Origin of the sequence: Streptomyces sp. LMG1-1-1.1, from assembly GCF_040815545.1 — a bacterium.
GTDB lineage: Bacteria > Actinomycetota > Actinomycetes > Streptomycetales > Streptomycetaceae > Streptomyces.
In genome coordinates, this window is the sequence record NZ_JBFPNH010000019.1 from 71,965 (window position 1) to 94,699 (window position 22,735).

20 protein-coding genes are annotated in these 22,735 nt (G+C 72.6%); 5 read left to right on the top strand and 15 right to left on the bottom strand.

The window, feature by feature from the left end; translation table 11 throughout:
- Positions 1-104 precede the first annotated feature (104 nt).
- The 8 genes from MRBLMG1_RS09765 to MRBLMG1_RS09800 form a co-directional block, all read right to left on the bottom strand.
- A complete protein-coding gene (locus MRBLMG1_RS09765) occupies positions 105-893 on the bottom strand; it encodes a DUF1684 domain-containing protein (protein ID WP_367822764.1) in 789 nt (262 codons plus the stop codon).
- Positions 890-2,200 (bottom strand): NtaA/DmoA family FMN-dependent monooxygenase, encoded by a 1,311-nt coding sequence (locus MRBLMG1_RS09770; RefSeq protein WP_367822766.1) that lies wholly within the window; start codon positions 2,198-2,200, stop codon positions 890-892. The genes MRBLMG1_RS09765 and MRBLMG1_RS09770 overlap by 4 nt, the downstream gene beginning before the upstream one ends.
- Positions 2,197-3,219 carry an LLM class flavin-dependent oxidoreductase gene (locus tag MRBLMG1_RS09775; RefSeq protein ID WP_367822767.1) on the bottom strand — a complete coding sequence of 341 codons (1,023 nt, stop codon included), beginning with the start codon at positions 3,217-3,219 and terminating at the stop codon, positions 2,197-2,199. The genes MRBLMG1_RS09770 and MRBLMG1_RS09775 overlap by 4 nt, the downstream gene beginning before the upstream one ends.
- Positions 3,220-3,350: 131 nt before the next feature.
- Entirely contained in the window at positions 3,351-4,325 is a 975-nt protein-coding gene (locus MRBLMG1_RS09780) for an ABC transporter substrate-binding protein (protein ID WP_367822768.1), read from the bottom strand.
- 136 nt (positions 4,326-4,461) lie between these two features.
- Positions 4,462-5,268 (bottom strand): amino acid ABC transporter ATP-binding protein, encoded by an 807-nt coding sequence (locus MRBLMG1_RS09785; protein ID WP_367822769.1) that lies wholly within the window; start codon positions 5,266-5,268, stop codon positions 4,462-4,464.
- A complete protein-coding gene (locus MRBLMG1_RS09790) occupies positions 5,265-6,161 on the bottom strand; it encodes an amino acid ABC transporter permease (protein ID WP_367822771.1) in 897 nt (298 codons plus the stop codon). The genes MRBLMG1_RS09785 and MRBLMG1_RS09790 overlap by 4 nt, the downstream gene beginning before the upstream one ends.
- A 176-nt stretch (positions 6,162-6,337) precedes the next feature.
- The gene (locus MRBLMG1_RS09795) at positions 6,338-8,143 is read right to left on the bottom strand and encodes an FAD/NAD(P)-binding protein (RefSeq protein WP_367822772.1); all 1,806 of its coding nucleotides are present in this window, start codon (positions 8,141-8,143) and stop codon (positions 6,338-6,340) included.
- Entirely contained in the window at positions 8,140-8,988 is an 849-nt protein-coding gene (locus MRBLMG1_RS09800; RefSeq protein WP_367822774.1) for an amino acid ABC transporter permease, read from the bottom strand. Before MRBLMG1_RS09800 ends, MRBLMG1_RS09795 begins: the two co-directional genes overlap by 4 nt.
- Before the next feature lie 526 nt (positions 8,989-9,514).
- Between MRBLMG1_RS09800 and MRBLMG1_RS09805 the strand changes: the two genes are divergently transcribed.
- A complete protein-coding gene (locus MRBLMG1_RS09805) occupies positions 9,515-9,994 on the top strand; it encodes a GNAT family N-acetyltransferase (RefSeq protein ID WP_367822776.1) in 480 nt (159 codons plus the stop codon).
- Positions 9,991-10,968: an ABC transporter substrate-binding protein gene (locus MRBLMG1_RS09810; RefSeq protein ID WP_367822778.1), complete on the top strand. Its 978-nt coding sequence runs from the start codon at positions 9,991-9,993 to the stop codon at positions 10,966-10,968. The genes MRBLMG1_RS09805 and MRBLMG1_RS09810 overlap by 4 nt, the downstream gene beginning before the upstream one ends.
- A gap of 36 nt (positions 10,969-11,004) precedes the next feature.
- Here MRBLMG1_RS09810 and MRBLMG1_RS09815 read toward each other — a convergent pair whose 3' ends face one another.
- Positions 11,005-12,312, bottom strand: a complete 1,308-nt coding sequence (locus MRBLMG1_RS09815; protein WP_367822780.1) for a DUF5685 family protein — start codon at positions 12,310-12,312, stop codon at positions 11,005-11,007.
- Positions 12,313-12,623: 311 nt separating this feature from the next.
- On the opposite strand from MRBLMG1_RS09815, the gene MRBLMG1_RS09820 reads away from it, so the two are divergent.
- Positions 12,624-13,055 (top strand): cell division protein SepF, encoded by a 432-nt coding sequence (locus MRBLMG1_RS09820; RefSeq protein WP_367822782.1) that lies wholly within the window; start codon positions 12,624-12,626, stop codon positions 13,053-13,055.
- A gap of 42 nt (positions 13,056-13,097) precedes the next feature.
- Here MRBLMG1_RS09820 and MRBLMG1_RS09825 read toward each other — a convergent pair whose 3' ends face one another.
- Entirely contained in the window at positions 13,098-14,939 is a 1,842-nt protein-coding gene (locus MRBLMG1_RS09825) for an MFS transporter (RefSeq protein WP_367822783.1), read from the bottom strand.
- 473 nt (positions 14,940-15,412) lie between these two features.
- Here MRBLMG1_RS09825 and MRBLMG1_RS09830 point away from each other — a divergent pair, with 473 nt between their 5' ends.
- The gene (locus MRBLMG1_RS09830) at positions 15,413-16,243 is read left to right on the top strand and encodes a phosphatase PAP2 family protein (RefSeq protein ID WP_414721517.1); all 831 of its coding nucleotides are present in this window, start codon (positions 15,413-15,415) and stop codon (positions 16,241-16,243) included.
- A 69-nt stretch (positions 16,244-16,312) separates the two neighbouring features.
- Here the strand turns inward: MRBLMG1_RS09830 and MRBLMG1_RS09835 are convergent, their stop codons facing one another.
- Positions 16,313-16,528 carry an I78 family peptidase inhibitor gene (locus MRBLMG1_RS09835; RefSeq protein WP_367822786.1) on the bottom strand — a complete coding sequence of 72 codons (216 nt, stop codon included), beginning with the start codon at positions 16,526-16,528 and terminating at the stop codon, positions 16,313-16,315.
- A gap of 309 nt (positions 16,529-16,837) precedes the next feature.
- Between MRBLMG1_RS09835 and ctaD the strand changes: the two genes are divergently transcribed.
- Positions 16,838-18,547 carry a cytochrome c oxidase subunit I gene (gene ctaD, locus MRBLMG1_RS09840; protein WP_367822869.1) on the top strand — a complete coding sequence of 570 codons (1,710 nt, stop codon included), beginning with the start codon at positions 16,838-16,840 and terminating at the stop codon, positions 18,545-18,547.
- Here ctaD and MRBLMG1_RS09845 read toward each other — a convergent pair.
- The 4 genes from MRBLMG1_RS09845 to MRBLMG1_RS09860 form a co-directional block, all read right to left on the bottom strand.
- On the bottom strand, positions 18,489-19,472 hold the full coding sequence (locus MRBLMG1_RS09845; protein ID WP_367822787.1) for a helix-turn-helix transcriptional regulator: 984 nt from the start codon (positions 19,470-19,472) through the stop codon (positions 18,489-18,491). The two genes, ctaD and MRBLMG1_RS09845, sit on opposite strands and share 59 nt — an antisense overlap.
- A gap of 72 nt (positions 19,473-19,544) precedes the next feature.
- A complete protein-coding gene (locus MRBLMG1_RS09850; protein ID WP_367822789.1) occupies positions 19,545-20,819 on the bottom strand; it encodes a glycosyltransferase in 1,275 nt (424 codons plus the stop codon).
- A 77-nt stretch (positions 20,820-20,896) separates the two neighbouring features.
- On the bottom strand, positions 20,897-22,189 hold the full coding sequence (locus MRBLMG1_RS09855; protein WP_367822791.1) for an ABC transporter substrate-binding protein: 1,293 nt from the start codon (positions 22,187-22,189) through the stop codon (positions 20,897-20,899).
- Positions 22,167-22,679 (bottom strand): hypothetical protein, encoded by a 513-nt coding sequence (locus tag MRBLMG1_RS09860; RefSeq protein WP_367822793.1) that lies wholly within the window; start codon positions 22,677-22,679, stop codon positions 22,167-22,169. Before MRBLMG1_RS09860 ends, MRBLMG1_RS09855 begins: the two co-directional genes overlap by 23 nt.
- Between the last annotated feature and the right edge of the window lie 56 nt (positions 22,680-22,735).

Sequence of the window (22,735 nt, forward strand, 5' to 3'; positions counted from 1 at the left end):
GTGGCCCTCTCGGCGAGAACGCACAAGACCGCCGCGCGGGCGGGCGCCCCCGGCCGTCCTGGCCGGGGGCGCCCGTCATCCGTACACCCGCGGGAAAGCCCACGTCAGGCTCGGTTCGGCCGCCGCTCCCCGGCCGCCACGGCGGTGTCGAGCGTGTTCCCGGGCGGCGGGAAGGGGCAGAGGAAGTGGTCGGCGAAGGCACACGGCGGCAGCAGCGCCCGGTTGAAGTCCACCGTCACCGAGCCGTCCGCCGCCGGGGCCTCCGGCCGCAGGAAACGGAAGCGGTAGCTGTCCCGGCCGCTGGTCGCGTCCGCGAAGACCGCCCACAGCGTGCCGTCGTCCTCGACCGCCACCTGGAGGGTGTGCTCCCCGCCGTGCAGCTCGAAGGAGAGCTCACCGGCCAGCCCCAGACCCCGCTCCCGGCCGTCGGCGTTCTCCACCCGCACATGACGCCTCGCCTCGTACGGCCGGTAGGTGCCGGGCACCACCCAGCGCTCGTCGTACGGGGTGGCCTCGATGCCCCGGAAGGCGCGGCGCGCCTCCGCGCCGGGGTCGAAGTCCCGTACCGCCCACAGCCCTTCGCGCCGCAGCAGGACGAGCCGCCGGCCCGCCGCCTCGACCCGGGACTCGTGGATCGGGCCGTGGTCGGCGCCCAGCCGGACCGTGCCGGCGAAGGGCTTGCCGTCGACGGTCAACCCGTCCCCGGCGTCCGCCGTCAGGACCACCTCGTCCCCGTCCTCCCGCCACTCGCCGGGAACGGCCGGAATTCGCCCCTCCGGGACGTCCGAGAGCCAGTGGGTGCCCGCGAGGGAGAGCGGGCCGTACGAGGAGGAGACCGCGGCCTCCCGCTGCTCGTGCCAGTGCTGCCAGTCCTGCCGTGGATCCGTGCTCATGGTGTCCGACCCTTCCATACGGGTGCGGGAAGCCCGAGGTGCGACCGCAACGTGGTGCCGGAGTACTCCGTACGGAAGACCCCGCGTTCCTGGAGCAGCGGGACGACCCGGTCGACGAAGTCGTCGAGGCCGCCGGGGGTGAGATGGGGGACGAGGATGAAGCCGTCGGCCGCGTCCGCGGCGACGAACTCCTCCAGGGCCGCCGCCACCGTCGCCGGGGAGCCCACGAAGGACTGCCGGCCGGACGACTCGATGACCGTCTGCCGGATCGACCACCCCTTCGCCTCCGAGAGCGCCCGCCACTTCCGGGCCACCGCCACGGGATCGGCGACCCGCACCCGGCCCTGGACGAGCGCCGATTCGGGGTCGGGGTCGACGTCCGGGAGCGGCCCGTCGGGGTCGTAGCCGGACAGGTCGCGGCCCCAGACCTGCTCCAGGGCGATGATCGCGTTCTGCGGGGAGACCTGCTGCCGGCGGATCTCGGCGGCCCTCTCCTGTGCGTCGGCGTCGGTGTCGCCGAGGACGTAGGTCACCCCCGGCATGATCTTCAGGTCCCCGGGCGCCCGTCCGTACCGGGCGAGCCGCGCCTTCACGTCGGCGTAGAACTCCCGGCCCGCCTCCAGGGTGGAGTGCCGGGTGAAGATCACGTCGGCCGCCGAGGCCGCGAACTCCCGCCCCTCGGCGGAGTCCCCCGCCTGGATGACGACCGGATGCCCCTGCGGGGAGCGCGGGACGGTGAACCCTCCGCCGATCCGGAACTGCGGCCCGCTGTGGGCGAAGGGCCGCTGGGCGCCGTCCGGTGTCCAGGAGTCCCACAGCTCCCGGGCGGTCGAGACGAACTCGGCGGCCCGCGTGTACCGGTCGCCCCGGTCCAGGTAGCCGCCGCGCCGGAAGTTCTCGCCGGTGAAGGCGTCCGAGGAGGTGACGACGTTCCAGCCGGCCCGGCCCGCGCTGAGGTGGTCGAGCGAGGCGAGGCGCCGGGCCAGTTCGTACGGCTCGTTGAAGGTGGCGTTGACCGTGGCGGCCAGGCCGAGCCGGTCGGTGACGGCGGCCAGCGCGTTCAGGACGGTGATCGACTCCGGTCTGCCGACGACGTCCAGGTCGTGGATGCGCCCCGCGTGCTCGCGCAGCCGCAGCCCCTCGGCCAGGAAGAAGAAGTCGAACAGACCGCGCTCCGCCGTCCTTGCGAGGTGCTCGAACGAGGAGAAGTCGATCTGCGAGCCGGACCGCGGATCCGCCCAGACGGTGGTGGAGTTGACGCCGGGGAAGTGCGCGGCGAGATGGATCCGCCGCCCGCCCCGGCTCATGCGGACGCCGCCGTCGTCGCGTACTGGCTGACGGGACGGGCGAGGCCCAGGTGGTCGCGGAGGGTGGCGCCCTCGTAGGCCGTACGGAACAGGCCGCGGTCCCTGAGCCGGATCGCCGTCCCCGCGGCGAACAGCTCCAGGTCGCGCTCCGGCACGGTCGGCACGAGGTGGAAGCCGTCCACCGCCCCGCCCCCGTGCCAGCCGGCGATCAGTTCGGCGAGCGCCCCCGGCCCGCCCTCGTACGCGTCGAGGTCCACGGTCAGCGAGAGCAGCACCCGCAGCTGCCCGGGGTCCCGGCCGTGGGCGCGGGCCGTCCGGTGCAGCTCGGCGCGGAGGGCGGCGGCCTCCTCGGCCGAGGAGGCCCGGATCAGGACCACGTCGGCGTGGTGGGCGGCGGTGTCCCGGGCGGCCGGGCGGGTGGCGTCGACGACGGTCACCGGGTTGCCCTGCGGGGGCCGGGGGACGATCGAGGGTCCCTTGACCGAGAAGGTCGCGCCCTGGAAGTCCACGTGGTGCAGCTTGCGGCGGTCGACGAAACGGCCGGTCGCCACGTCCCGTATCTCGGCGTCGTCCTCCCAGCTGTCCCACAGCTTGCGCGAGACCTCGGCGACCTCGCCCGCCTCCTGCCAGAGCTCGGCGGTCGGCGGGGCCGGGCGGCGGCCGAAGAGCCGGGCCTCGGCGCCGGTCGGGGAGACCTCGATCCGCCAGCCCGCCCGGCCGCGGCTCACCCAGTCGAGGGTGGCGACGGCGGCCTGGACGTGGAAGGGCTCGGTGTGGGTGGTGGTCACCGTCGGGACGAGGCCGACGAAGCGGGTCTCGGGCGCGACCCGGGCGAGGACGGCGAGGGCGTCCAGGCCGGGCCGGGCGAAGGAGTCGTCGTGGGTGACGAAGTCGAGCGCGGCGGCCTCGGCGAGCCGGGCGAGCGCGACCGTACGGGCGGCGGTGTCCGGGCCCGGGCCGGGCCGGCCGGAGCCCGGGGCGAGCTCGGCGGCGAGGTGGAGGGGTCGTGTGCTGGTCATGCGGTCTCTCTCGGAGCGGGTTCGGAACGGGGTCGGAGTCGGCTCGGAACGGGGTCGGAGTCGGCTCGGAGCGGGTTCGGAGGCGGTTCGGAACGGGTTCGGGGCGGTTCGGAGAACAGGGCGGGGAGGGCTCAGTTCTCGGTGCGGGGCAGGCCGGGCGGGTTGATCTCCGACTTCTGCACGGCCTCGCTGCTCAGACCCCACCGCTTGAGGACCTCGGCGTAGGTGCCGTTCTCGACCAGGTGGTCGATGGCGGCCGCGTAGGCGGCGACGAGGCCGCTGTCCTTCTTCGTGGTGGCCGCGATCTTGCCCTGGAGTCCGGCGCCCGCCCCGGAGAACTTGCCGACGGCCTCGGTCTGTCCGGCGGAGGCCACGTGGTAGGCGACGGTGGGGTTGGGGCCGAGGTAGCCGTCGATGCGGCCGGACTGGAGGGCGAGGTAGTAGTCCGTGGTGTTGTCGTAGTACTTGATGTCGACGCCCTTGCGGCCGGCCTTCTCGTTCTGCCGGGACCAGTCGACGAGGATCTTCTCCTGGTTGGTGCCGGAGCCGACCGCGATCCGCTTGCCCGACACGTCCTCGGGGCCCTTCACCGTCCAGCCGGAGCCCTTCTTCGCCTCGAAGGCGAGGTCGTCGAGGCGGTAGGTGGCGAAGTCGTACTTGTCCTTGCGCTCCTCGGTGACGGTGACGTTGGAGAAGACGGCGTCGTACTTGCCGCTGTCCAGTCCGACGAAGAGGTTCTCCCAGGACACCGGGTCGAACTCGGGCTTCAGGCCGAGGGTGTCGGCGACGAGGGTGGCCAGATCGAGCTCGACGCCGATCAGCGTCTTGTCGTCGGTGGCACGGAAGGCGAGCGGCGGGTTGCTCTTCGCGGAGACGCCGAGGACCAGGGTGCCTCTCTTGCGGACGGCCTCGGGGAGCTTCCCGGCGATGGCGTCGACCTTGGCGGTGTGGACGCGCTTCTGGTCGGGGCCGATGTTGATGCCGGTGCCCTTACCGCCCTCCGGCTTGATCTCGTCGACGGCGCCGTCGCCCGAACCGCAGGCGGTGACGAGCCCGAGGGCGGTGAGCGAGGCGAGGGCGGCGAGGAGGGTGCGACGGGACGTCATGGCGGTGCTCCTTGAGTGCGAGGGAAACGCGGGTGCGTAGGAAACGCGGGTGCGTGGGAAACGGGGGTGCATGGGAAACGCGGGTGCGAGGGAAACGCGGGAGAGAAGTGGTCGAACGCGGGGAGGGGAGAAGCGGTCAGAGGACCTTGGAGAGGAAGGCGCGGGTGCGCTCGTGGCGCGGGCTGTCGAGCACCTCGGCCGGCGGCCCCTGTTCGACGATCCGGCCCTCGTCCATGAAGACCACGGTGTCGGCGACCTCGCGGGCGAAGCCGATCTCGTGAGTGACGACGATCATGGTGGTGCCGGAGGCGGCGAGGTCCTTGATGACGTCGAGCACCTCGCCGACCAGCTCGGGGTCGAGCGCGGAGGTCGGCTCGTCGAAGAGCAGCAGGCCCGGTTCGAGGGCGAGCGCACGGGCGATGGCGACCCGCTGCTGCTGTCCGCCGGAGAGCTGCTTGGGGTAGGCGTCCGCCTTGTCGGCGAGGCCGACACGGTCGAGCAGGCTCCGGGCCGCGGCCGCGGCCTCCTTGCGGGGGCGTTTGAGGGCCGAGACGGGGGCCTCGACGATGTTCTCCAGGACGGTGAGGTGCGGGAAGAGGTGGAAGTTCTGGAAGACGAAGCCGATCCGGGTGCGCTGCTTGAGGATCTCGCGCTCGCGCAGCTCGTACAGCTTGTTGCCGGAGCGGCGGTAGCCGACGAGGACGCCGTCGACGCTGACCGTGCCGCCGTCGACCTTCTCCAGGTGGTTGATGGTCCGCAGGAGGGTGGACTTGCCGGAGCCCGAGGGGCCGAGGACGACGGTGACCTCGCCCGCCCGGACGTCGAGGTCGATGCCGCGCAGGACGTGGAGCGGGCCGAAGTTCTTGTGGACGGCGCGGATCTCGACCTTGGCGGTGGTGGTGTCGGATCCGGCCGCGCTGTCGGCGGTGGTGACGGAGCTCATCGGACGCTCCCCTTCGCGTAGTGGCGTTCGACGTAGTGCTGGACGACGGAGAGCGCGGTGGTGAGCAGGACGTACCAGGCGGTGGCGACCATCAGGAGCGGGACGACCCGGCCGTTGCGGCCGTAGACGACCTGCACCTGGTAGAAGAGTTCGCCGATCGCCATGACGGAGACGATCGAGGTGCCCTTGAAGAGCGAGATGATCTCGTTGGCGGCGTTGGGCAGGATCGAGCGCATCGCCTGCGGCAGCACGATCCTCCGGACCTGGCGGAGCCGGGGGATGCCGAGGGAGGCCGCCGCCTCCAGCTGGCCCTCGTCCACCGCGAGTACGCCGCCCCGGACGATCTCCGCCGCGTACGCCGCCTGGTGCAGGGCGAGCCCGAGGACCGCGGCGCCCATCTCGCCGACCAGGCCCATCGTGTCGAAGGAGAGGAAGCTCGGCCCGAAGGGGATGCCGATGCTCAACTCCTTGTACAGGTAGGCCAGGTTGAACCAGAAGAGCAGCTGGACGATGAGCGGGATGGAGCGGAACGCCCAGATGTAGGCGAAGGCGACCGACCGCAGGAACGGACTGGCCGACAGGCGCATGAAGGCGAGGACGATGCCGATGGCGAAGCCGAGGGCGGTGCCGTGGAAGGTGAGCTGGAGGGTGACCCAGACGGCCTCGAGGATCGTCTCCGTGGTGAAGAAGGCGGCGAAGACGTCCCACTCCCAGCCGGGGTTGGTGACGAGCCCGTGGCCGAACTGCACGACCAGGACGGCGGTGGCGGCGACGGCGACCCAGCGCCAGGGGTGGCGCACCGGGACGACCACGAGCGCGGCGGGCTCCGGCGGGATGCCGGGCGGGTCCTTCGCGACGCTTGCGGTGGCGGGCGGATCACTGGTGAGAGACATGGCGGTTCCTCGGAAGGGCGGGACGGGAGGGAGCGGCGCGGGGTCGGGTGCCGGGGGCTCGTCGGCGCGGGCCGGGGGCTCGTCGGCGCGGGCACGTTCGGCGCGGTGCGGAACACGGCCGCCGGCACGGGATCAGCCGCTCGGCGGTGCGGGGTCAGCCGCTCGGCGGCACGGGGTCAGGCGCTCAGCGGCGCCGGGAGGCGACACTCCTGGTCGCGCAGGAAGGTCAGCGCGGCGCGCGCGGTGACGTCGTTCTGTCCGAAGGCGACGCCTCCGGTACGGGGCCGGGTGAACGCGCCGCCGGCACGGGCGGTGGTGTGCGGCCCGAGCGCGAAGCGGCGCGGGTGCGGGCGTCCGTCGCGCTCCAGGATCCGGCCGTCGACGGGGTCGACGACGAGGAGCCCGCTTTCGGTGGCCCGGGCCCCGTCCTCGTACAGCGCGCGCAGCAGCGGGCTGCCGGTGAGTTCCAGGGTGGGCTCGGGGAGCCGGGCCTCGACCAGGGCGCGGGCCTCGGTCCACTCCCCCGGCACCGCGGCGGACGAGGCCCGGAAGACCCCGCGCTCCTCGTCGGTCTCCACGGTGACCTGGGGGCCGAGGAAGCGCACGATCCCGGCGCGGGACAGGGCGAGGAGCTGCCGCAGCCGGGGCCCGGGCGGGCCGGAGGCGAGGTAGCTGAAGAAACCGTGCCACCAGGAGCCGGGGTCCATCCGCTTCCCGAGCCGCAGGAGCTGGCCGTAGACGGAGAGCAGTGCGGCGAAGACGGCCGCGTCGGGGCTGTGGGCGGGGTCGTGGCGGCGGTTCAGGTCGTCGGTGATGTAGTCGCGCAGTCCGTGCTGGAGCGCCTCGGCGGAGGCGAACCGGATGCCGTCCAGGGGGTGGTCGAGGGCGTCGAGGTCGAGCCGGTCGGCGGGGTCGGGGACGGCCGCGGCGACGACGGCGGCCAGCTCGGCGCCGCGCGGCGGAGCCGCCGCGTACGCCTTCTCGAAGTCGCTCCAGGCGAGCGAGGTCCGCTCGGGGTGGGTGGAGAAGAGCCGGTGGTAGTGGGCCCAGCCGAGCTCCTTGTCGACGAGCGGCCACACGTCGCCGTGGAAGTCGATCGGTCCGGGCCTCCGCAGCAGCGCGTCGGTCTGCTCGGCGCCGAAGAAGCGGGGCAGCGGCGGGCGTTCGCCGTCGAGGGCGTAGCCGATCTTCGAGTGGTACGGGACACCCCGGCGCGATCCGGCGTACAGCACCGGTTCCTCGCCGGAGGGTACGTAGAACAGCGTGTCGCCCTCGCCCTCGTACCGGCCGCCGCGGCCCTCGGTGAGCAGCACCATCAGGTCGACGAAGGCGAGTCCGAGGCCGCGGACGAGGACGGGTTCGCCGGCGGGCAGCGCGGCGAGGTCGGTGTCGGCGGTGAAGTCGGGCGGCAGGTGGGTGAGCCGGTGGCGGGCGGCGAAGGAGGCGAGTTCCCGCTGCTCACGGTCGGGTTCGGCGTCGAGGTGCCCGACGGTGAGGACGACGAGGTCGGCGAGGAGGGGGAGGGCGTCGCCCTCCAGCCAGACCCGCTGGCGTCCCTCGCGGGGGCCGCCGATCCGCAGGACGGTGGTGCGGTGCTCGTGGACGGTGACGCCGGCGGGCAGGGCGTCGCGGGCCCGCTCGTACACCCAGCGCAGATAGGCGCCCTGCTGGGGGCGGGTGGGGAAGGTGCGGCCGTCGATGCCGGCCCATTCGGCGAGGGTGGGGCCGGGCCGGACGGGACCTTCGAGTTCGACGGTCTCGTCGGTGAACATCGTGACGTCCTCGGCCTGGGAGTTCATCCAGAGCAGTGGGGACTGCTCGGTGCGCCAGATGCGGCCGGGGCCGGGTGGGTGCGGGTCGACGAGGTGGACGTCGAGCGGGCCGTCGCCGTACAGCTCGGGCAGGTTGGCGGCGAGCCGTTCGAGGAAGCCGGTCCCCCGCGGCCCGGCCCCCACGACGACGATCGACGGGCGGAGGCTCATCGGGCACCGGCCGTTCCGCGGGCGTAGTGCCGCTCGACGTAGTGCTGGCCGAGGCCGAGGACCGAGGTGACGGCGACGTACCAGAGCGTGGCGACGAGGAGCAGCGGGATGATCTCGTACGTGCGGTGGTAGACGAGCTGCGTCGAGTAGAGCAGGTCCTGGACGGCGATGACGGAGACGATCGAGGTGCCCTTGAGGGTCCCGATCAGCATGTTCCCGGCCGGTGGGACGATGGCGCGCATGGCCTGCGGCAGCACGATCCGGGAGAGCCTGCGCCACCGGCCGAGCCCGAGGGACTGGGCGGCCTCGATCTGGCCGCGGTCGACGGAGAGGATGCCGCCGCGCACGACCTCGGCGGCGTAGGCGGCCTCGTGCAGGGTGAGGCCGATGACGGCGACGGCGACCGGGCCGAGGAGGTTGACGGTGTTCACGCCGAGGATCTGCGGGTAGAGCACGCCGATGTTGAACCAGAAGAGCAGCTGGACCAGGATCGGGGTGGACCTGAAGAACCAGACGTACCCCCAACTCACCGCGCGGAGAACGGGGTTGGCGGACAGCCTGAGGACCGCGAGCAGGGTGCCGAGGACGAAGCCCAGGGCCATGACGAGGGCGGTCAGCCACAGGGTCAGGCCCAGTCCGCGCAGGACGGACGCCGAGGTGAAGTACTCGGCGACGACATCCCACTGGAAGGCCTTGTTGCGGACGACCGAGACGAGACCGAGCGCGAGCAGGACGAGGACGAGGCCGGCGGCGGCCCACTGCCCGGCACGGCGGGCGGGGACGATACGGAGGGGCGGTTCGGTCGGCGGGGCCGTGGAGGGCGTCTTGACGAGGGTCGCGGACATGCGAGGGCTCCGTGGATGCCAGAGAGTGGATCGAACACGGGGGTGCGCCTTCACACGCGGGGTGCGCGGTCCCGGGCCCCTCAGCCCGATCCCGCCCTTCGAGGCTATGCGGTCAACACGGCCCGCTGTCAAGGCTGTCCGCACTGTGAGCCGTACGTCTCATCGCGGTTGACGCGGAAGCGGATGCCTGTTCCACTGAGGCCATGCATCCGCAGCAGCTGGTCAAGCGCTCCCACATCGACTTCGGTCGCGTGTGGTCCTCTTCCTGTTGAGCCGACCCCTGCTGTACCCCGCCCGCGTGCTGTCCTCCGCGGCGCCTTCACACCCAGGCCCCTCGTGAGCGCCTGAGCTCTCCCCCTCCCCTCGCGCCATCCTGCGTTCCCCTGCTTTCCGTGCTTTCCCCCGCCCTGCCTCGCCGTTCCCCGGCGTCTCCTCTGTCCCGCCGGGCCCTTCCCGGCGACTCCCCCGATTCGCCTCGCCGTTCCCCGGCGCCCCTCCCTGTCCTCCTTCGCCCTGAAGGACCCTCATGACCTTCGCGTTGTCCGTGCACCGGACCACGACCACCGACCCCCTGGCGCGCCCGCTCTTCGAGGAGTTGGCGCACGAGTACACGACCCGGTACGGCTCCCCGCACGACCTCACCACCTATCCGGCGGCGGAGTTCACCCCGCCCCACGGCGCCTTCCTGCTCCTCCTGGAGCAGGGCCGGCCCGTGGCGGGCGGCGCCTACCGCCGCTACGACGAGCACACGGCCGAGCTGAAGCGGATCTGGACGCACTCGGCGCACCGCAGGCGCGGGCTCGCCCGCCGCGTCCTCACCGTGCTCGAACGGGAGGCCGCCGCGCGCGGCTACTCCCGTGTCTACCTGACGACCGGCCCGCGCCAGCCGGAGGCCAAGGGCCTCTACCTGGCGAGCGGCTACCGCCCGCTCTTCGACGTGACCGCCGATCCCGAGTCGATCGGCCCGCTGCCGTTCGAGAAATTCCTGGAGAACCCGAAGCCATGAGCACGCGCACGAGTTCCGGCACCGCACGCACCACCGTCGCCTTCGCCCTGATCACCGCCGCCGCGCTCGCTCTCACGGCCTGCACGGGAGGCGATCCGGCGACCTCCCCGGCGGGGGCGTCGGGAGAGCCCGGCGCCGCGAAGGGCGGACTCCCCACCGAGGACGTGGTGTCGGGGGTCCGGAAGAACGACGCCGCGGCGAAGCTGCTCCCCGCCGACGTGCGGCAGCGGGGCAGCCTCGTGCTCGCCGCCTCGGTCGCGACCCCGCCGAGCTCCGCCTACCTGCCCGACGGCACGACCGTGGTGGGCGTGGACGCCGACTTCTCGGCCGCCGTGGCGAAGGCCCTCGGCCTGGAGCTCAAGCGCGAGGTGGTGGGCTTCGAGGCGATCCTGCCGGCGCTCGGCAGCGGCAAGTACGACGTCGGCACCGGGAACTTCGGCGTGACCGAGGAGCGGCGCAAGACCATCGACTTCGTGACGTACGTCAACGACGGCCAGGGCTTCGCCGCCCGGGCCGACAGCGCCCTGAAGGCCGTCACCGACCTCACGCAGCTGTGCGGCCTGAAGGTGGCCGTGAACGCCGGCACCACCTTCGAACGGACCCTGGAGAAGAACAAGGGCCGGTGCGCGGAGGCCGGCAAGGAGCCGTACGAGGTGAACGTCTACAGCGAGACCGGCGCCATCTGGATGTCGCTCCGGCAGGGCCGCAGCGACGTCGTGATGAACACCATCAACGGCGTGCGGTACGCGGTGACCCAGCAGCGGGACGTGAAGTTCCTCAACGAGTACCGCCGGCTCGACGTCGGCTTCGCCTTCAAGAAGGGCACCCCGCTGGCCCCCGCCTTCCAGGCCGCGGTCAACGGCCTGAAGGCGGACGGGACGTACGACCGGATCCTGCGGAAGTGGGGCGTGACGGGGTCGGGCATCGCGCGGTCCGAGATCTCCCCGCCGGAGATCCCGGCGCCCGCGAAGTAGCGGTACGGGAGTTCCGGCGGGTGCGACGACGGCGGGTCAGCAGTCGCAGCCGCAGTCGCAGTCACAGCAGCAGCCGTCGCCCTCGCAGCAGGAGGAGCAGTTGCTGCAGCAGTCACAGCAGTCGCAGCAGCTTCCGGGGTCGCACTGCTGGCAGAGCCCGTCGCGCCGCTGGCGGCTCCAGGGGTCCTCGAAGGTGCCGCAGCACATCTGGCAGGTGCAGGCCAGACCGACCCAGAGGGCGCATCCGGCGATCAGCCCGCGCCGGTTGGGCGGCCCGGGCGGGAACGGTCCGCCGGGGCCACCGGGACCGCCGGGGCCACCGGGACCGCCGGGGCCGGGGGCGTACGGACCGCCGGGGCCGGCGGGGCCACCGGGGCCGGGTGCGTAGGGGTTGCCGGGCCCGGGTCCGCCGGGAGTGGCGTACGGGTTCCCCGGCACGGGGCCGTGGCCGTGCGGGGCGCCCTGTCCCGGCGCCCCGTGGGAGCAGCTCGTCGTGCCGAAGGCGCGGTCGACCGAGGTGCGGAGTTCGTGGGCGAGGAGGACGTGGGCGAGCTTGCCGTCGGCGAACTCGGCGTCCTTCAGGGCGAGGCGTATGCCGTGCAGGGCGTCGTCGGCGAGCCGGCGGGCCTCCTCGCGGGAGGTGCCGGTGGCGGTGAGCGGGTTCCAGGCGCCGTTCTGCGCGTCGGCGGCCTGGTCCTCGACGGCGTCGAGGAGGTGGGCGAGGCGGCCGAAGAGGCGGCCGGCCTCGGCGAGCGGCGCCGCGTTGCCCGGGCGGCCCGCGAGGACGGCGGTGTGCGCGAACGCGGCGGCGGTCGCCGTCTCGGTGGGCTCGGTGACGGCGAGCAGGGGGGTGCCGGGGCCCGCGAGGGTCTCGATCCCGGTCTGGCGGTCGACGGCGTCGACGAGGACGGCGGTGTCGAAGCCGAGCGCGCGGCCGGTCCTGGCCCCGGCCCTGTCCCAGGAGCGGGCGACCCGGCGGGCCGCGGCGGCGACGGGCCGGCGGGCCAACAGGCCGTCCCGGTCGGCGACGTGGTCGCGCACCTTCGCCGATGCGAGGACCAGCGAGACGGCGGCGGCGAGCCGGGCTCCCTCGCCCTGGGCGACGGGTGCGGTCCGCATGCCGCGCAGCGGGCAGGGGCCCGCGGTGCGGCGGCCGCTCGCGACGGCACCGGTCTGAGCCTCCGTCAGGACCGAGACGATGAGCCCGTCGTAGTTGGTGACGACCCGGGCGAACTGTCCGTGGTCCGCGCGGAGCGCCAGGCAGAGGCCGCAGAGGTGGGCCATCCACTCGACCTTCAGACCGTCGGTGAGGCGGTGCGTGCAGGGCCTGACGATTCCGAACAAGAGACTCCCCCGTGGAGTGTGCGACGTGCGGCCGAGCGGCCTCGCGGCATCGTAGCGAGCGGGGTCGTTCACCCGTACGCGCCCATCGTCACCCTTCCGGCCCGACTTTCATATTTTCAGCAACATGGCCCTCCCTCAGGGCCCGCATACCGCAAGTTTCCTGACGAATCGCCAGAAAACGGCCCTCACGTTCTGCACCAGTACCGTCACGAATCCCCTGCGCGGCGCCTATCCACTTGGCGCGCGATCCGCATCATGGACGACGATGGGTATTGCGGAACCACAAGTGACCGCGCTGAAAGGAGGCGTCCATGGGATCGGTGCGCAAGGCGAGTGCCTGGCTGGGACTCGTCGAGGACAACGACGAGCGTTACTACGACGACGAGTACGCCGACGGTGCCGAGAGCGGCGACGCCTGGGTGACGGACCCCCGGGTCCGGGTCGCCACGGACACCGCCGAGGAGCGGGGCCGCCGGATCGCCACCGTCTCCCCGGACGGGTTCCGGGACGCCCGGAGCATCGGCGAGCTCTTCCGGGACGGCGTTCCGGTGATCGTGAACCTGACCGCGATGGAGGGGAACGACGCGAAGCGCGTGGTCGACTTCGCCGCCGGTCTCGCCTTCGGCCTGCGCGGATCGATCGAGCGGGTGGCGACGCGGGTCTTCCTGCTGACCCCCGCCGACACCCAGATCGTCACCGAGTCGGGCCGGCGCCGGCAGGACGGTTTCTTCAACCAGAGCTGACCGGGTCCGCCGGCCCGGCACCGCGCCTCCCGAGCGATCGGGTCAGTGCGCCGGGCGCCCCGAGCCGGCGGGCTCGATCGCTTCCCGGGTCGCGGGCACCCGCGGCTCGGACGACTCCGGACACTCGGACCGCTCCGCCCCGACGGACACCGCGTCCGTCACCCCGGCGAGACCGGGCGTCCCGCGGAGCCCCGTCACGGCGGAGTCCGCGGCCCCGGCGAGCCCCGCGACGAGATCGCCGCGCTCCGCGACCAGGTCCCCGCGCTCCGGGGCCACCACCGCCCTCGCGGGCTCCCGCGCTCCGAGGACGTCGGCGGTGTCCGCGGCCGGTGCGTCCGAGTCCAGCGGGCAGTCCATCACCCGCGGAAGCCGCCGGGCCATGACGGCCCCCACGAGGAGCAGTCCCGCGCTCACGCAGAGCGTGATGTGCAGCCCGTTCACGAAGGAGTGGCGGGCCGCCTGGTGCAGGGCTTCCCCGGCCGTGCCGCCGAGCTGGTCGGCGACCTTGTAGGCCTCGCCGAGCGAGTTCGCCGCGGCCCGGCTCGCCTCCGCGGGGACCCCGGGGACCCCGGTGAGCCCGGGGGCGTAGGCCTTGTTCATCACACTGCCGAGCAGGGCGATGCCCATGCCGGCGCCGAGCTGGTACGAGGTCTCGCCGATCGCGGCCGCGCCGCCCGCGCTCTGCGGCGGGGCCTCGCTGAGCATCGACTCGTACGCCGAGAAGAGCGTGGTCTGCAGGCCGAAGCCGAGCAGCACGAAGCCCACCGTGAGGAGCAGCGGCCGGTCGTCCTGTCCCATGAGGGTCAGCAGCAGCACGGCGGCGGCGGTGAGGACGAAGCCCCAGCCGACCATCCGGCGCGGCCCGATCCTGCGCAGGGTGTACGAGCCGGTGGCGCCGGCGGCCATGGCGGCGAAGGTGAGCGGGAGGAGCCGGAGGCCGGTCTCCAGGGGGCTGAGTCCGAGGACCAGCTGGAGGTACTGGACGGCGATGAGCTCGAGGCCGACCAGGGCCAGCATGCCGATGACGATGCAGCCGACCGAGGTGGTGAAGGCGGCCCTGGAGAAGGGCCGCAGGTCGATCAGCGGGTGCGGGCGCCGCTTCTGCCGCCGTACGAAGAGGACGAGGAGCGCGGCGCCGACGAGCAGCGGTCCCGCGGTGGGGAGGGCGAGCAGCGGGTCGCCCGCCCCCGCGCGCTTGACGCCGAGGACGCAGCCGAGGACGCCGGCCGCGGCCATGAGCGCGCCGAGGACGTCCCAGGGGCCGTCGGACGCGCCCCGGGACTCGGGGAGGAGCCGGCGGCCGAGCGGCAGGATGAGTGCCATCAGCGGGATGTTGATGAGGAAGACGGAACCCCACCAGTAGTGCTCGACGAGGAAGCCGCCGAGGACCGGTCCTGTGGCGGCGCCGATCGCGGCGACCGCGGTCCAGATGCCGATGGCGGTGGCGCGCTCCCGCCGGTCGGGGAAGACCGCCCGGAGGATGGAGAGCGTCGCGGGCATGATCATCGCGCCGCCGACGCCGAGTAGCGCGCGGGCCGCGATGAGGACCGAGGGTTCGGTGGCGAGGGCCGCGACCGCCGAGGCGATGCCGAAGAGGGCGTAGCCGAGGAGGAGCACCCTCCGTCGTCCGACCCGGTCGCCGAGGGTGCCGAAGAGGATCAGCAGCGAGGCGCAGATCAGCGGATAGGCGTCGACGATCCACAGCAGCGCGGTGGAGCTGGGGCGCAGGTCCTCGGTGAGCGAGGGGACGGCGACGTGGAGGATGGTCGCGTCGAGGGCGACCAGCAGGAGGCTGACGCAGAGGACGACGAGGACGACCCAGCGGTTGGCGCCCCTGCCGGTTGTTGCGGCACGGAGTCCTTGGGCCGTTTTCGTCCACGACATGTACGTACCTCCCAGTGCAGCTCTCGCGCTCGGCGGGCCCCGGACCAGGGCGTATGCCCCTGGGGCGGCCCGGCATCGACGGGCGAGTGAGCCGTCAGCGTACGCGAGTTCAAGCCCCGAGCGCGTGGTGCAGCTCTCACCCCGGCGGGGCTCCGGGTGTGGCGTACGCCACTCCGGGCGGTCCGCGCGTCGCATGGAATTCCGCACGGACGCCTGTTTGAGGAAATTCCGTCGCGTTCAAACACTCTTCCGGAATCGACCCCCACGACAATAGGGAGGAAGGTCATCTGATTTACCGACGGACGTCTGGAATAGACCACTCGCTGAGACCTACTCCACATCACATGGTCATCACGAAGGCGCCGGAACGACCGGGTCTGCTTCTCACTCCCTGTAACGTCGATTGGGTGCGTACCGACATCTTTGCCCGGCTGGACCGGGAGCCGGAACCGCCGAAGATAGAGGTCCCGCGGATGACCCGCACGCGTCTCGCCCTCTTCGGCGGGACGTCGGCGTTCTATCTCGCCATGGTCGTGGCCGTGTTGCTGTCGACCTGGCTGGTGGCCCTCGACTGGAAGATCATGCTCTTCCGGCCGTACCAGCAGTGGCCCGAGATCCACGGATTCCTCGACTACTACGTCGTCCTCGGTCAGCGCGGCCCCACGGCCGTCATGGTGGCCGCATGGCTGGGCTGGCGCTCCTGGCGCCAGCACACCCTGCGGCCGCTGCTGTGTCTCGGCGCCGCCCTGCTGCTGCTGAACGTCTCGGTGGGTGCGGTCAAACTCGGACTCGGCCGTCTCGGCCCCCACTACGCGACCCAGGTCGGCTCCGCCGAGCTGTTCGCCGGCGGCGACATATTCCCCTCCGGTCACACCGCCAACGCGGTCGTGACCTGGGGCATCCTCGCCTACCTGGCGACCACCCCGCGGGCCCGGCGCTATCTGTCCGCGCTGTCCGCGGTGGTCGCGCTCGGCGTGGGCCTCACCACCGTCTACCTGGGCACGCACTGGCTGAGCGACGTGCTGCTCGGCTGGGCCGCAGGACTCCTCGTCCTGCTCGCGCTGCCGTGGTGCGAGCCGTTCCTCGCCGTGGTGGAGTCCTGGATCCTCGCCGCACGCGACCGTGCGCGGGAGCGGCTGCGGGACCGCCGCCGTCTCGTGCCGTCGCTGCCCGTGGCCTCCGGAGGCCCGCGCCCGGGGTTCTTCCCGCCGCGCCCGTCCGGGACCGACGAGCCGGCCCGCGAGCCGGTCCGCGAGCCCGTGGGGGTGGCCGGCGGCCGGCGCGCCCCGGCGACCCGCGGCTGACGCCCCACGCCGTACGAGAAGGGCCCCGGCCACAACGGCCGGGGCCCTTCCGTGTGCGGTGGGGCGCCGTCAGCCGAGCCAGCACCGGGTGACGGACCCGTCCTCGACCTCGAAGTTGATGCGCCCGGACAGGTATTCCATGGTGACGATCGAGCCGGGAGGCAGGGACCTGACGACGCTCCAGCCACGTGCCCTGGCGAGCTGCTCGGCGCCTTCCGCGTCGAGGCCCACATAGGACTCGGGAGCGTCGCGGGGCGGTTCGGGAGTGCGTGATGTGGGTGACATGGACCTCACGTTAGTACCTCGGCGGTCACGCTTGTGTCACAAGTTCTCGACATATGTTTGACACGCCGGGCGTCACTCGAAGGGGCCATTTCCGGCCGTTTCTCCAGCAATTCCGAAGACCGTCCGGCAGTTCCCACGAACCCGCCGGAAGCGGCCGATCGGGCATACGCAATTTCCCGTTCCCGCGTTCCCGCGCCGAATTGCGGCGGCGACGCGCACGCGAGCCGCCCACTGTTCCCTTACAGAATGCTTACGCTGACCGAACGCCCGGAGACGCGGAGCCGGGAGGACGGCGAGCCGGAGGCAGCGATGGGCAACGGGACAGTGACCGCGACCGCCGAATCGGCCCGGCAGCGACACGGCCGCATCCTGATCGACTGGGTCACCACGACCGACCACAAGAAAATCGGCCACCTCTATCTGGCCACCGCGTTCCTCTTCTTCCTGCTTGCCGGGCTCATGGCGATGCTGATGCGGGCCGAGCTCGCCCGGCCGGGACTCCAGTTCGTATCGAACCAGGAGTTCAACCAGGCGTTCACCCTGCACGGCACGATCATGCTGCTGCTCTTCGCCACGCCCACGTTCGCCGGCTTCGCCAACGAACTCGTGCCGCTCCAGATCGGGGCGCCCGACGTGGCCTTCCCGCGGCTGAACATGTTCTCGTACTGGCTGTTCCTCTTCGGCGGCCTCATGGTGGTCGGCTCACTGCTCACGCCGACCGGCCCGGCCGCCTTCGGCTGGACCGCGTACGCCCCGCTCAACAGCCTCGAACGCTCCCCCGGCACCGGCGTCGACCTGTGGATCACGGGCCTGGCGCTCTCCGGTTTCGGCACCATCCTGACCTCGGTCAACTTCCTCGCGACCATCGTCGGGATGCGGGCACCGGGCATGACCATGTTCCGGATGCCGATCTTCACCTGGAACGTCCTCTTCACCGCCGTCCTGGTGATCGTCGCGTTCCCCGTGCTCGCGGCGGCCCTGCTCGTCCTGGAGGCCGACCGGCGCCTCGGCTCCGTGGTCTTCCAGCCCGAGAACGGCGGGGCACTGCTGTGGCAGCACCTCTTCTGGTTCTTCGGCCATCCCGAGGTCTACATCATCGCGCTGCCGTTCTTCGGGATCATCAGCGAGATCATCCCCGTCTTCTCCCGCAAGCCGATCTTCGGCTACACGACCCTGGTCGCCGCCACCATGGCGATCACCGGCCTCTCGGTCGTGGTCTGGGCCCACCACATGTTCGCCACCGGCGCGGTGCTGCTGCCGTTCTTCTCCATGCTCTCGTTCCTCATCGCGGTGCCGACCGGCGTGAAGTTCTTCAACTGGACCGGAACGATGCTGCGGGGCTCGCTCTCCTTCGAGACCCCCATGCTGTGGTCCGTCGGCTTCCTGGTCTCGTTCCTCTTCGGCGGCCTGACCGGGGTGATCCTCGCCTCGCCGCCGATGGACTTCGCCGTCACCGACTCGTACTTCGTCGTCGCGCACTTCCACTACACGGTCTTCGGCACGGTGGTCTTCGCGACCTTCGCCGGCTTCTCCTTCTGGTGGCCGAAGTTCACCGGCCGGATGCTCGACGAGCGGCTCGGGAAGATCCACTTCTGGACCCTGTTCACCGGCTTCCACCTGACGTTCCTGGTGCAGCACTGGCTCGGCGCGGAGGGCATGCCCCGGCGGTACGCCGACTACCTCGCCGCGGACGGCTTCACCGCCCTCAACACCCTGTCGACGGTCGGCGCCTTCCTCCTCGGCGCCTCCACCCTGCCGTTCCTCTACAACGTCTGGCGGACCTGGCGGTACGGCGCGAAGGTCGACGTCGACGACCCCTGGGGCTACGGCCGCTCCCTGGAGTGGGCGACCTCGTGCCCGCCGCCGCGGCACAACTTCGACGCCGTGCCGCGGATCCGCTCCGAGGCGCCCGCCTTCGACCTGCACCACCCGGAGTTCGCCGAATACGAGCGGATGCGGCTCACCCCCCCGCCGACCCGCGCTCCGTCCGGTCCAGAGCACGGGCCAACCGGTCCCTGAGCGCGCGGACCCGGTCCGTGAGCTCCGGCGGCTCGACCACCTCGAAGTCGAGGCCCATCATCGACACGTGGACCACCATCACGTCCAGGTTGTGCGCCCCCGTCCGCAGCAGGCAGCTCCCTTCGCCCTCGGCCTCCAGGGTGCCGTCCATCGGGCCGACGACCGAGACGGCCTCGGTGAGCGGCACGAACAGCCGGACCGTGGCCTCCGCCGCGTACGCGGTGCTCGACACGCCCTTCGAGACGTAGGCGGCCAGGTCCTCGGCCGGCGGCTCGCGGGGCGGGAAGCGGGGGCCGTGCGGCGGTGTCGGCTCGATCCGGTCGACCCGGAACGTACGCCAGTCGTCCCGGTCCACGTCCCAGGCGACCAGGTACCAGCGCCGCTCCGTGCACACCAGGCGGTGCGGTTCGACGTTCCTCCGGGTGGCCGAGCCGCCGTGGTCGCGGTAGGCGAAGCGGAGCCGCTCGCTGTCCCGGCAGGCGTTGGCCAGCTCGGTGAGGACCGCCGGGTCGACCCGCTCCCTCGGGGTGCGCATCATCGGCACCGTGAAGGCGTTGAGCGCCGAGATCCGGCGCCGCAGCCGGCCCGGCAGGACCTGCTCCAGCTTGGCCAGGGCTCGTACGGAGCTCTCGCCGATGCCCTCGACGCCCTGCCCCGCGGCGGCGCGCAGACCGACCGCGACCGCCACCGCCTCCTCGTCGTCGAGGAGCAGCGGCGGCAGTTCGGCCCCGGCCCCGAGCTGGTAGCCGCCGCCGGTGCCGGGGCTGGCGTGCACCGGGTAGCCGAGCTCCCGCAGCCGGTCGACGTCCCGCCGGACGGTGCGCGAGGTCACCCCGAGCCGCTCGGCGAGATCGGGTCCCGACCACTCCCGGTGGGCCTGGAGCAACGAGAGCAGACGCAGCAGTCGTGCGGAGGTCTCCAACATGGTGCCGAGTCTGCCAGCCCTCGCGGACAGTTACGGTCCGCGATGCACGGCCCCCGGGGGCGGCCGTCCGCGTCAGCGGAAGCGGCGCACGATCCGCCCCGCCCTCGCCTTCTGCGCGTACACGCCGTCGACGATCCGGCCCACCGCACGATGGACCGCCACCCGCCCCGCGGAGTGGGCGCGCCGGCTCGCGCCCCGGGCGACGAGCTCCGTCCAGAGCGCCTCGTGCCGGGCCGCGATCCGGCCCGGGTCGAAGCGCTCGGAGGCGGCGAGCGCGGCCCGCGCGGTCTTGGCCCGCAGTTCGTCGTCCTCGACGAGACCGCGCAGCGCCCGCGCGAACGCGGCGACGTCGTCGACCGGCACCAGGCGCCCGTCGACCCCGTCCTCGATGATCTCTCGGGGCCCGTGCGGGCAGTCGGTGGAGACCACCGGGAGGCCGCAGCGCATCGCCTCCACGATCGTCATGCCGAAGGACTCCCGCTGCGAGGTCACCGCGGCGATCGAGCCCTTGGCCCACTCCGGTTCCATCGGGGTCACCGACCCCATGAGGAAGGCCTGTCCGCCGAGGCCCCGCTCCTCGATCCGGCGGGCCAGCGGGCCCTTGAGGTCCTGGACGGCGTCGCCGGTGCCGTAGATCCGCAGCTTCCAGTCGGGATGGTCGGCCGCCACCTCGGCGAAGGCGTCGATCAGCAGGTCGTACCGCTTGACGCGGGTCAGCCGGCCGGCCGCGACGACGGTCCTCGCCGCGGGGTCGGCGGGCGGAACCGTGGACACGGGCACGCTGTTGGGCACGGACTCGACGCGTACGCCGGGCAGGCCCAGCTTCCGGTAGGCGCGGGCGTCGGCCTCGGTGACGGTCGTGACGGCGTCGAGGAGCGCGTACTCGTGGGCGATGTCCCGGCGCAGCCGGTAGGTGTGGCCGTCCAGGATCAGGTGCTCCTGCCCGACGAGGACCGGCCCCCGCCGGGCCTGGCGGGCGAGGTGCACGTTGAGCCCCGGCCGGGTGGCGACGAGGACGTCCGCCTCGACCCCGCCCAGGTGCTCCCCGATCCGCGCGTCGGTCAACGCGCTGTACTGCTTCCAGCGCCCGTCGCCGCGCGGGAAGACCACGGCGGGGCGCTGGAAGTCGGGGTGGTCGCCGTCGTATCCGGGGCTGTCCTTGCGCAGGTCGACGAGGTGACGCAACGTCACCCCCGAGGGCAGGCCCAGGAGCGGACGGTCGCGGTGGCGGAACACCGAGACGATCTCCACGTCGTGGCGCGCCGCCAGTTGCTCGGCGAGCGTGAACGTGGTCCGGATCGTGCCGCCGTAGTGATAGCCGTTGTGAAGCAGAAAGGAAATACGCATCGCGCTGCCGGTTCCCCCCGGTCAGTCGTTTCGTTCGGTCGCCCGTGACTGTACTGCCGGTGCGGGAAGGCGGGTTCTCACGGGCGGTAGCCGAGCTGGGGCACGCTCGCGCAGTTCCGCGTCATCTCGCCCTGGCTCACCCAGCCCCGGCCGTCCACCCAACGGGCCACGGACAGGCAGGTGTCGCGGGTGGCCGGCGGCCGCTCCAGGTGCTCGAAGCGGACGGGGAGCAGCAGTCCCCGCGCCGTGTACGGCTCCGGGCGGTTGACGAACTCCTCGACGCACGCGCGCGTGAGGCCGCCTCCGGCGAGGCAGGAGCGGGCCGCGTCGGTGAACCACATGGCCGCCGCCCAGCCCTCCAACTGCCACTGGGAGAGCGGCCGTCGCCCCATGGCCGCACGGAACTCCCGGACGGCGGGGTGGCCGGTGTCCTCGTAGTTGCGGCTGGCGCCCGTCACCCACAGGGCGTTGCGGCAGCCGGGGGCGCGGGCGTAGTCGCGGGGGACGGTCGAGGACCAGTTCTGCACGTTGGTGACCTTGGCGGCGACCCGTACCCCGAGCGTCTCCATCGCCTCGCAGAGCCGCACGTTGCCGTGGGTGTCCATCGCGTCGAAGAGGACGTCGACGCGCCGGTCCCGCAGATCGGCGGCGACCGCGCGGAAGTTGGGCAGGGCGAAGTCCACCTGCTCGTCGACGACCCGGTAGCCCTCGGCGCGCAGCCCGTCCGCGATCAGCCGGGCGTACGCGGTGGACGCGGCCTGGTTGTACGAGACGACGGCGGCGGTCCTGGCGCCCTTCTCCTTCTCGAACCAGCGGTAGACCTCGGTGCCGCCGTACAGCGTCCCGTCCCAGCCCGGTTTCCCGCCGGTGCGCGGGGCGGAGCTGCCGTAGATCCCGTAGAGGTGCGGATACGTGTCGTACGCGGGTGTCAGGGGCTGGCCGCCGATGTCGGGGACGCCGGCCCGGGCGACGAGCGGCGCACCCGCGTAGTCCAGGGCGGTGGTGGCGACGAGGGCGAAGACCCGGCGCTCGTCGAGCAGCCGGTGCACGCACGCGTTGTCGCCGACGCCGCTGCCGCCGTCGTCGCAGGTCTCGACCTCGATCCGGCGCCCGTCGAGGCCGCCGCGCGCGTTCAGGGCGTCGAAGTAGGCGCGGGCTCCGTCGCGCGGGCCGGTGAACGCCTCGCCGCCGACGGGGCTGGTGGCGCTCGTGATGATCCCGACGCGGAGCGGCTCACCGCCGGAGGGGGTGGCGGTGGGCCGCGTCTCGAAGGCGCGCTCAGGGAGCCGGCTGCCGCACCCCGCCAGGAACGCGAGCAGCGCGGCCAGGAGCAGCGCCGCGACCGCCTCAGCAGCCCGGAACGGTGACACCGCTCAGCTCGACCAGGCCGCACAGGGTCTTCACGGAGACCTTCCAGGTGCCGTCCTGGAGGACCGAGGTGCCCTGGGAGCCGGACAGGGCGGGGTTCCCGCCGACCAGCAGGTCGTAGGTGACGTTCGCGTCGGCGGCGGAGGTGAACGCGACGCCGGTGACCTTCGCCGAGGTCATGGCCGCGTTCTTGTCGCCGGCGAAGGCGGCGAGCACCGGCCGCATCTGCTCCCCGTTCTCCAGGAGCCGCACCTTCTCGGCCACGGGGGTCTTCGGGTCGAAGAACGCCGTCCAGTTCCTGGTGACCTCCGCCTTGGCGGCGACCGGATCGTCGGGTCCGACGGCCGCCGAGGACGGCGCGGACGACGTCCCCCCGTCGTACCCGCCGTCCCCGCTGTCGGAGCAGCTCGCGACGGCGGGAGTGAGCACCAGTACGCCGACGGCCGCGAGGGCCGCGAGACGAGGGCGTCCACCGCGTCGCACGAGAACCATCTGGCTCACCACCGGGTGTCGCTCCGCACCGCAGGACTGATGCTTCCAGAGTGGGA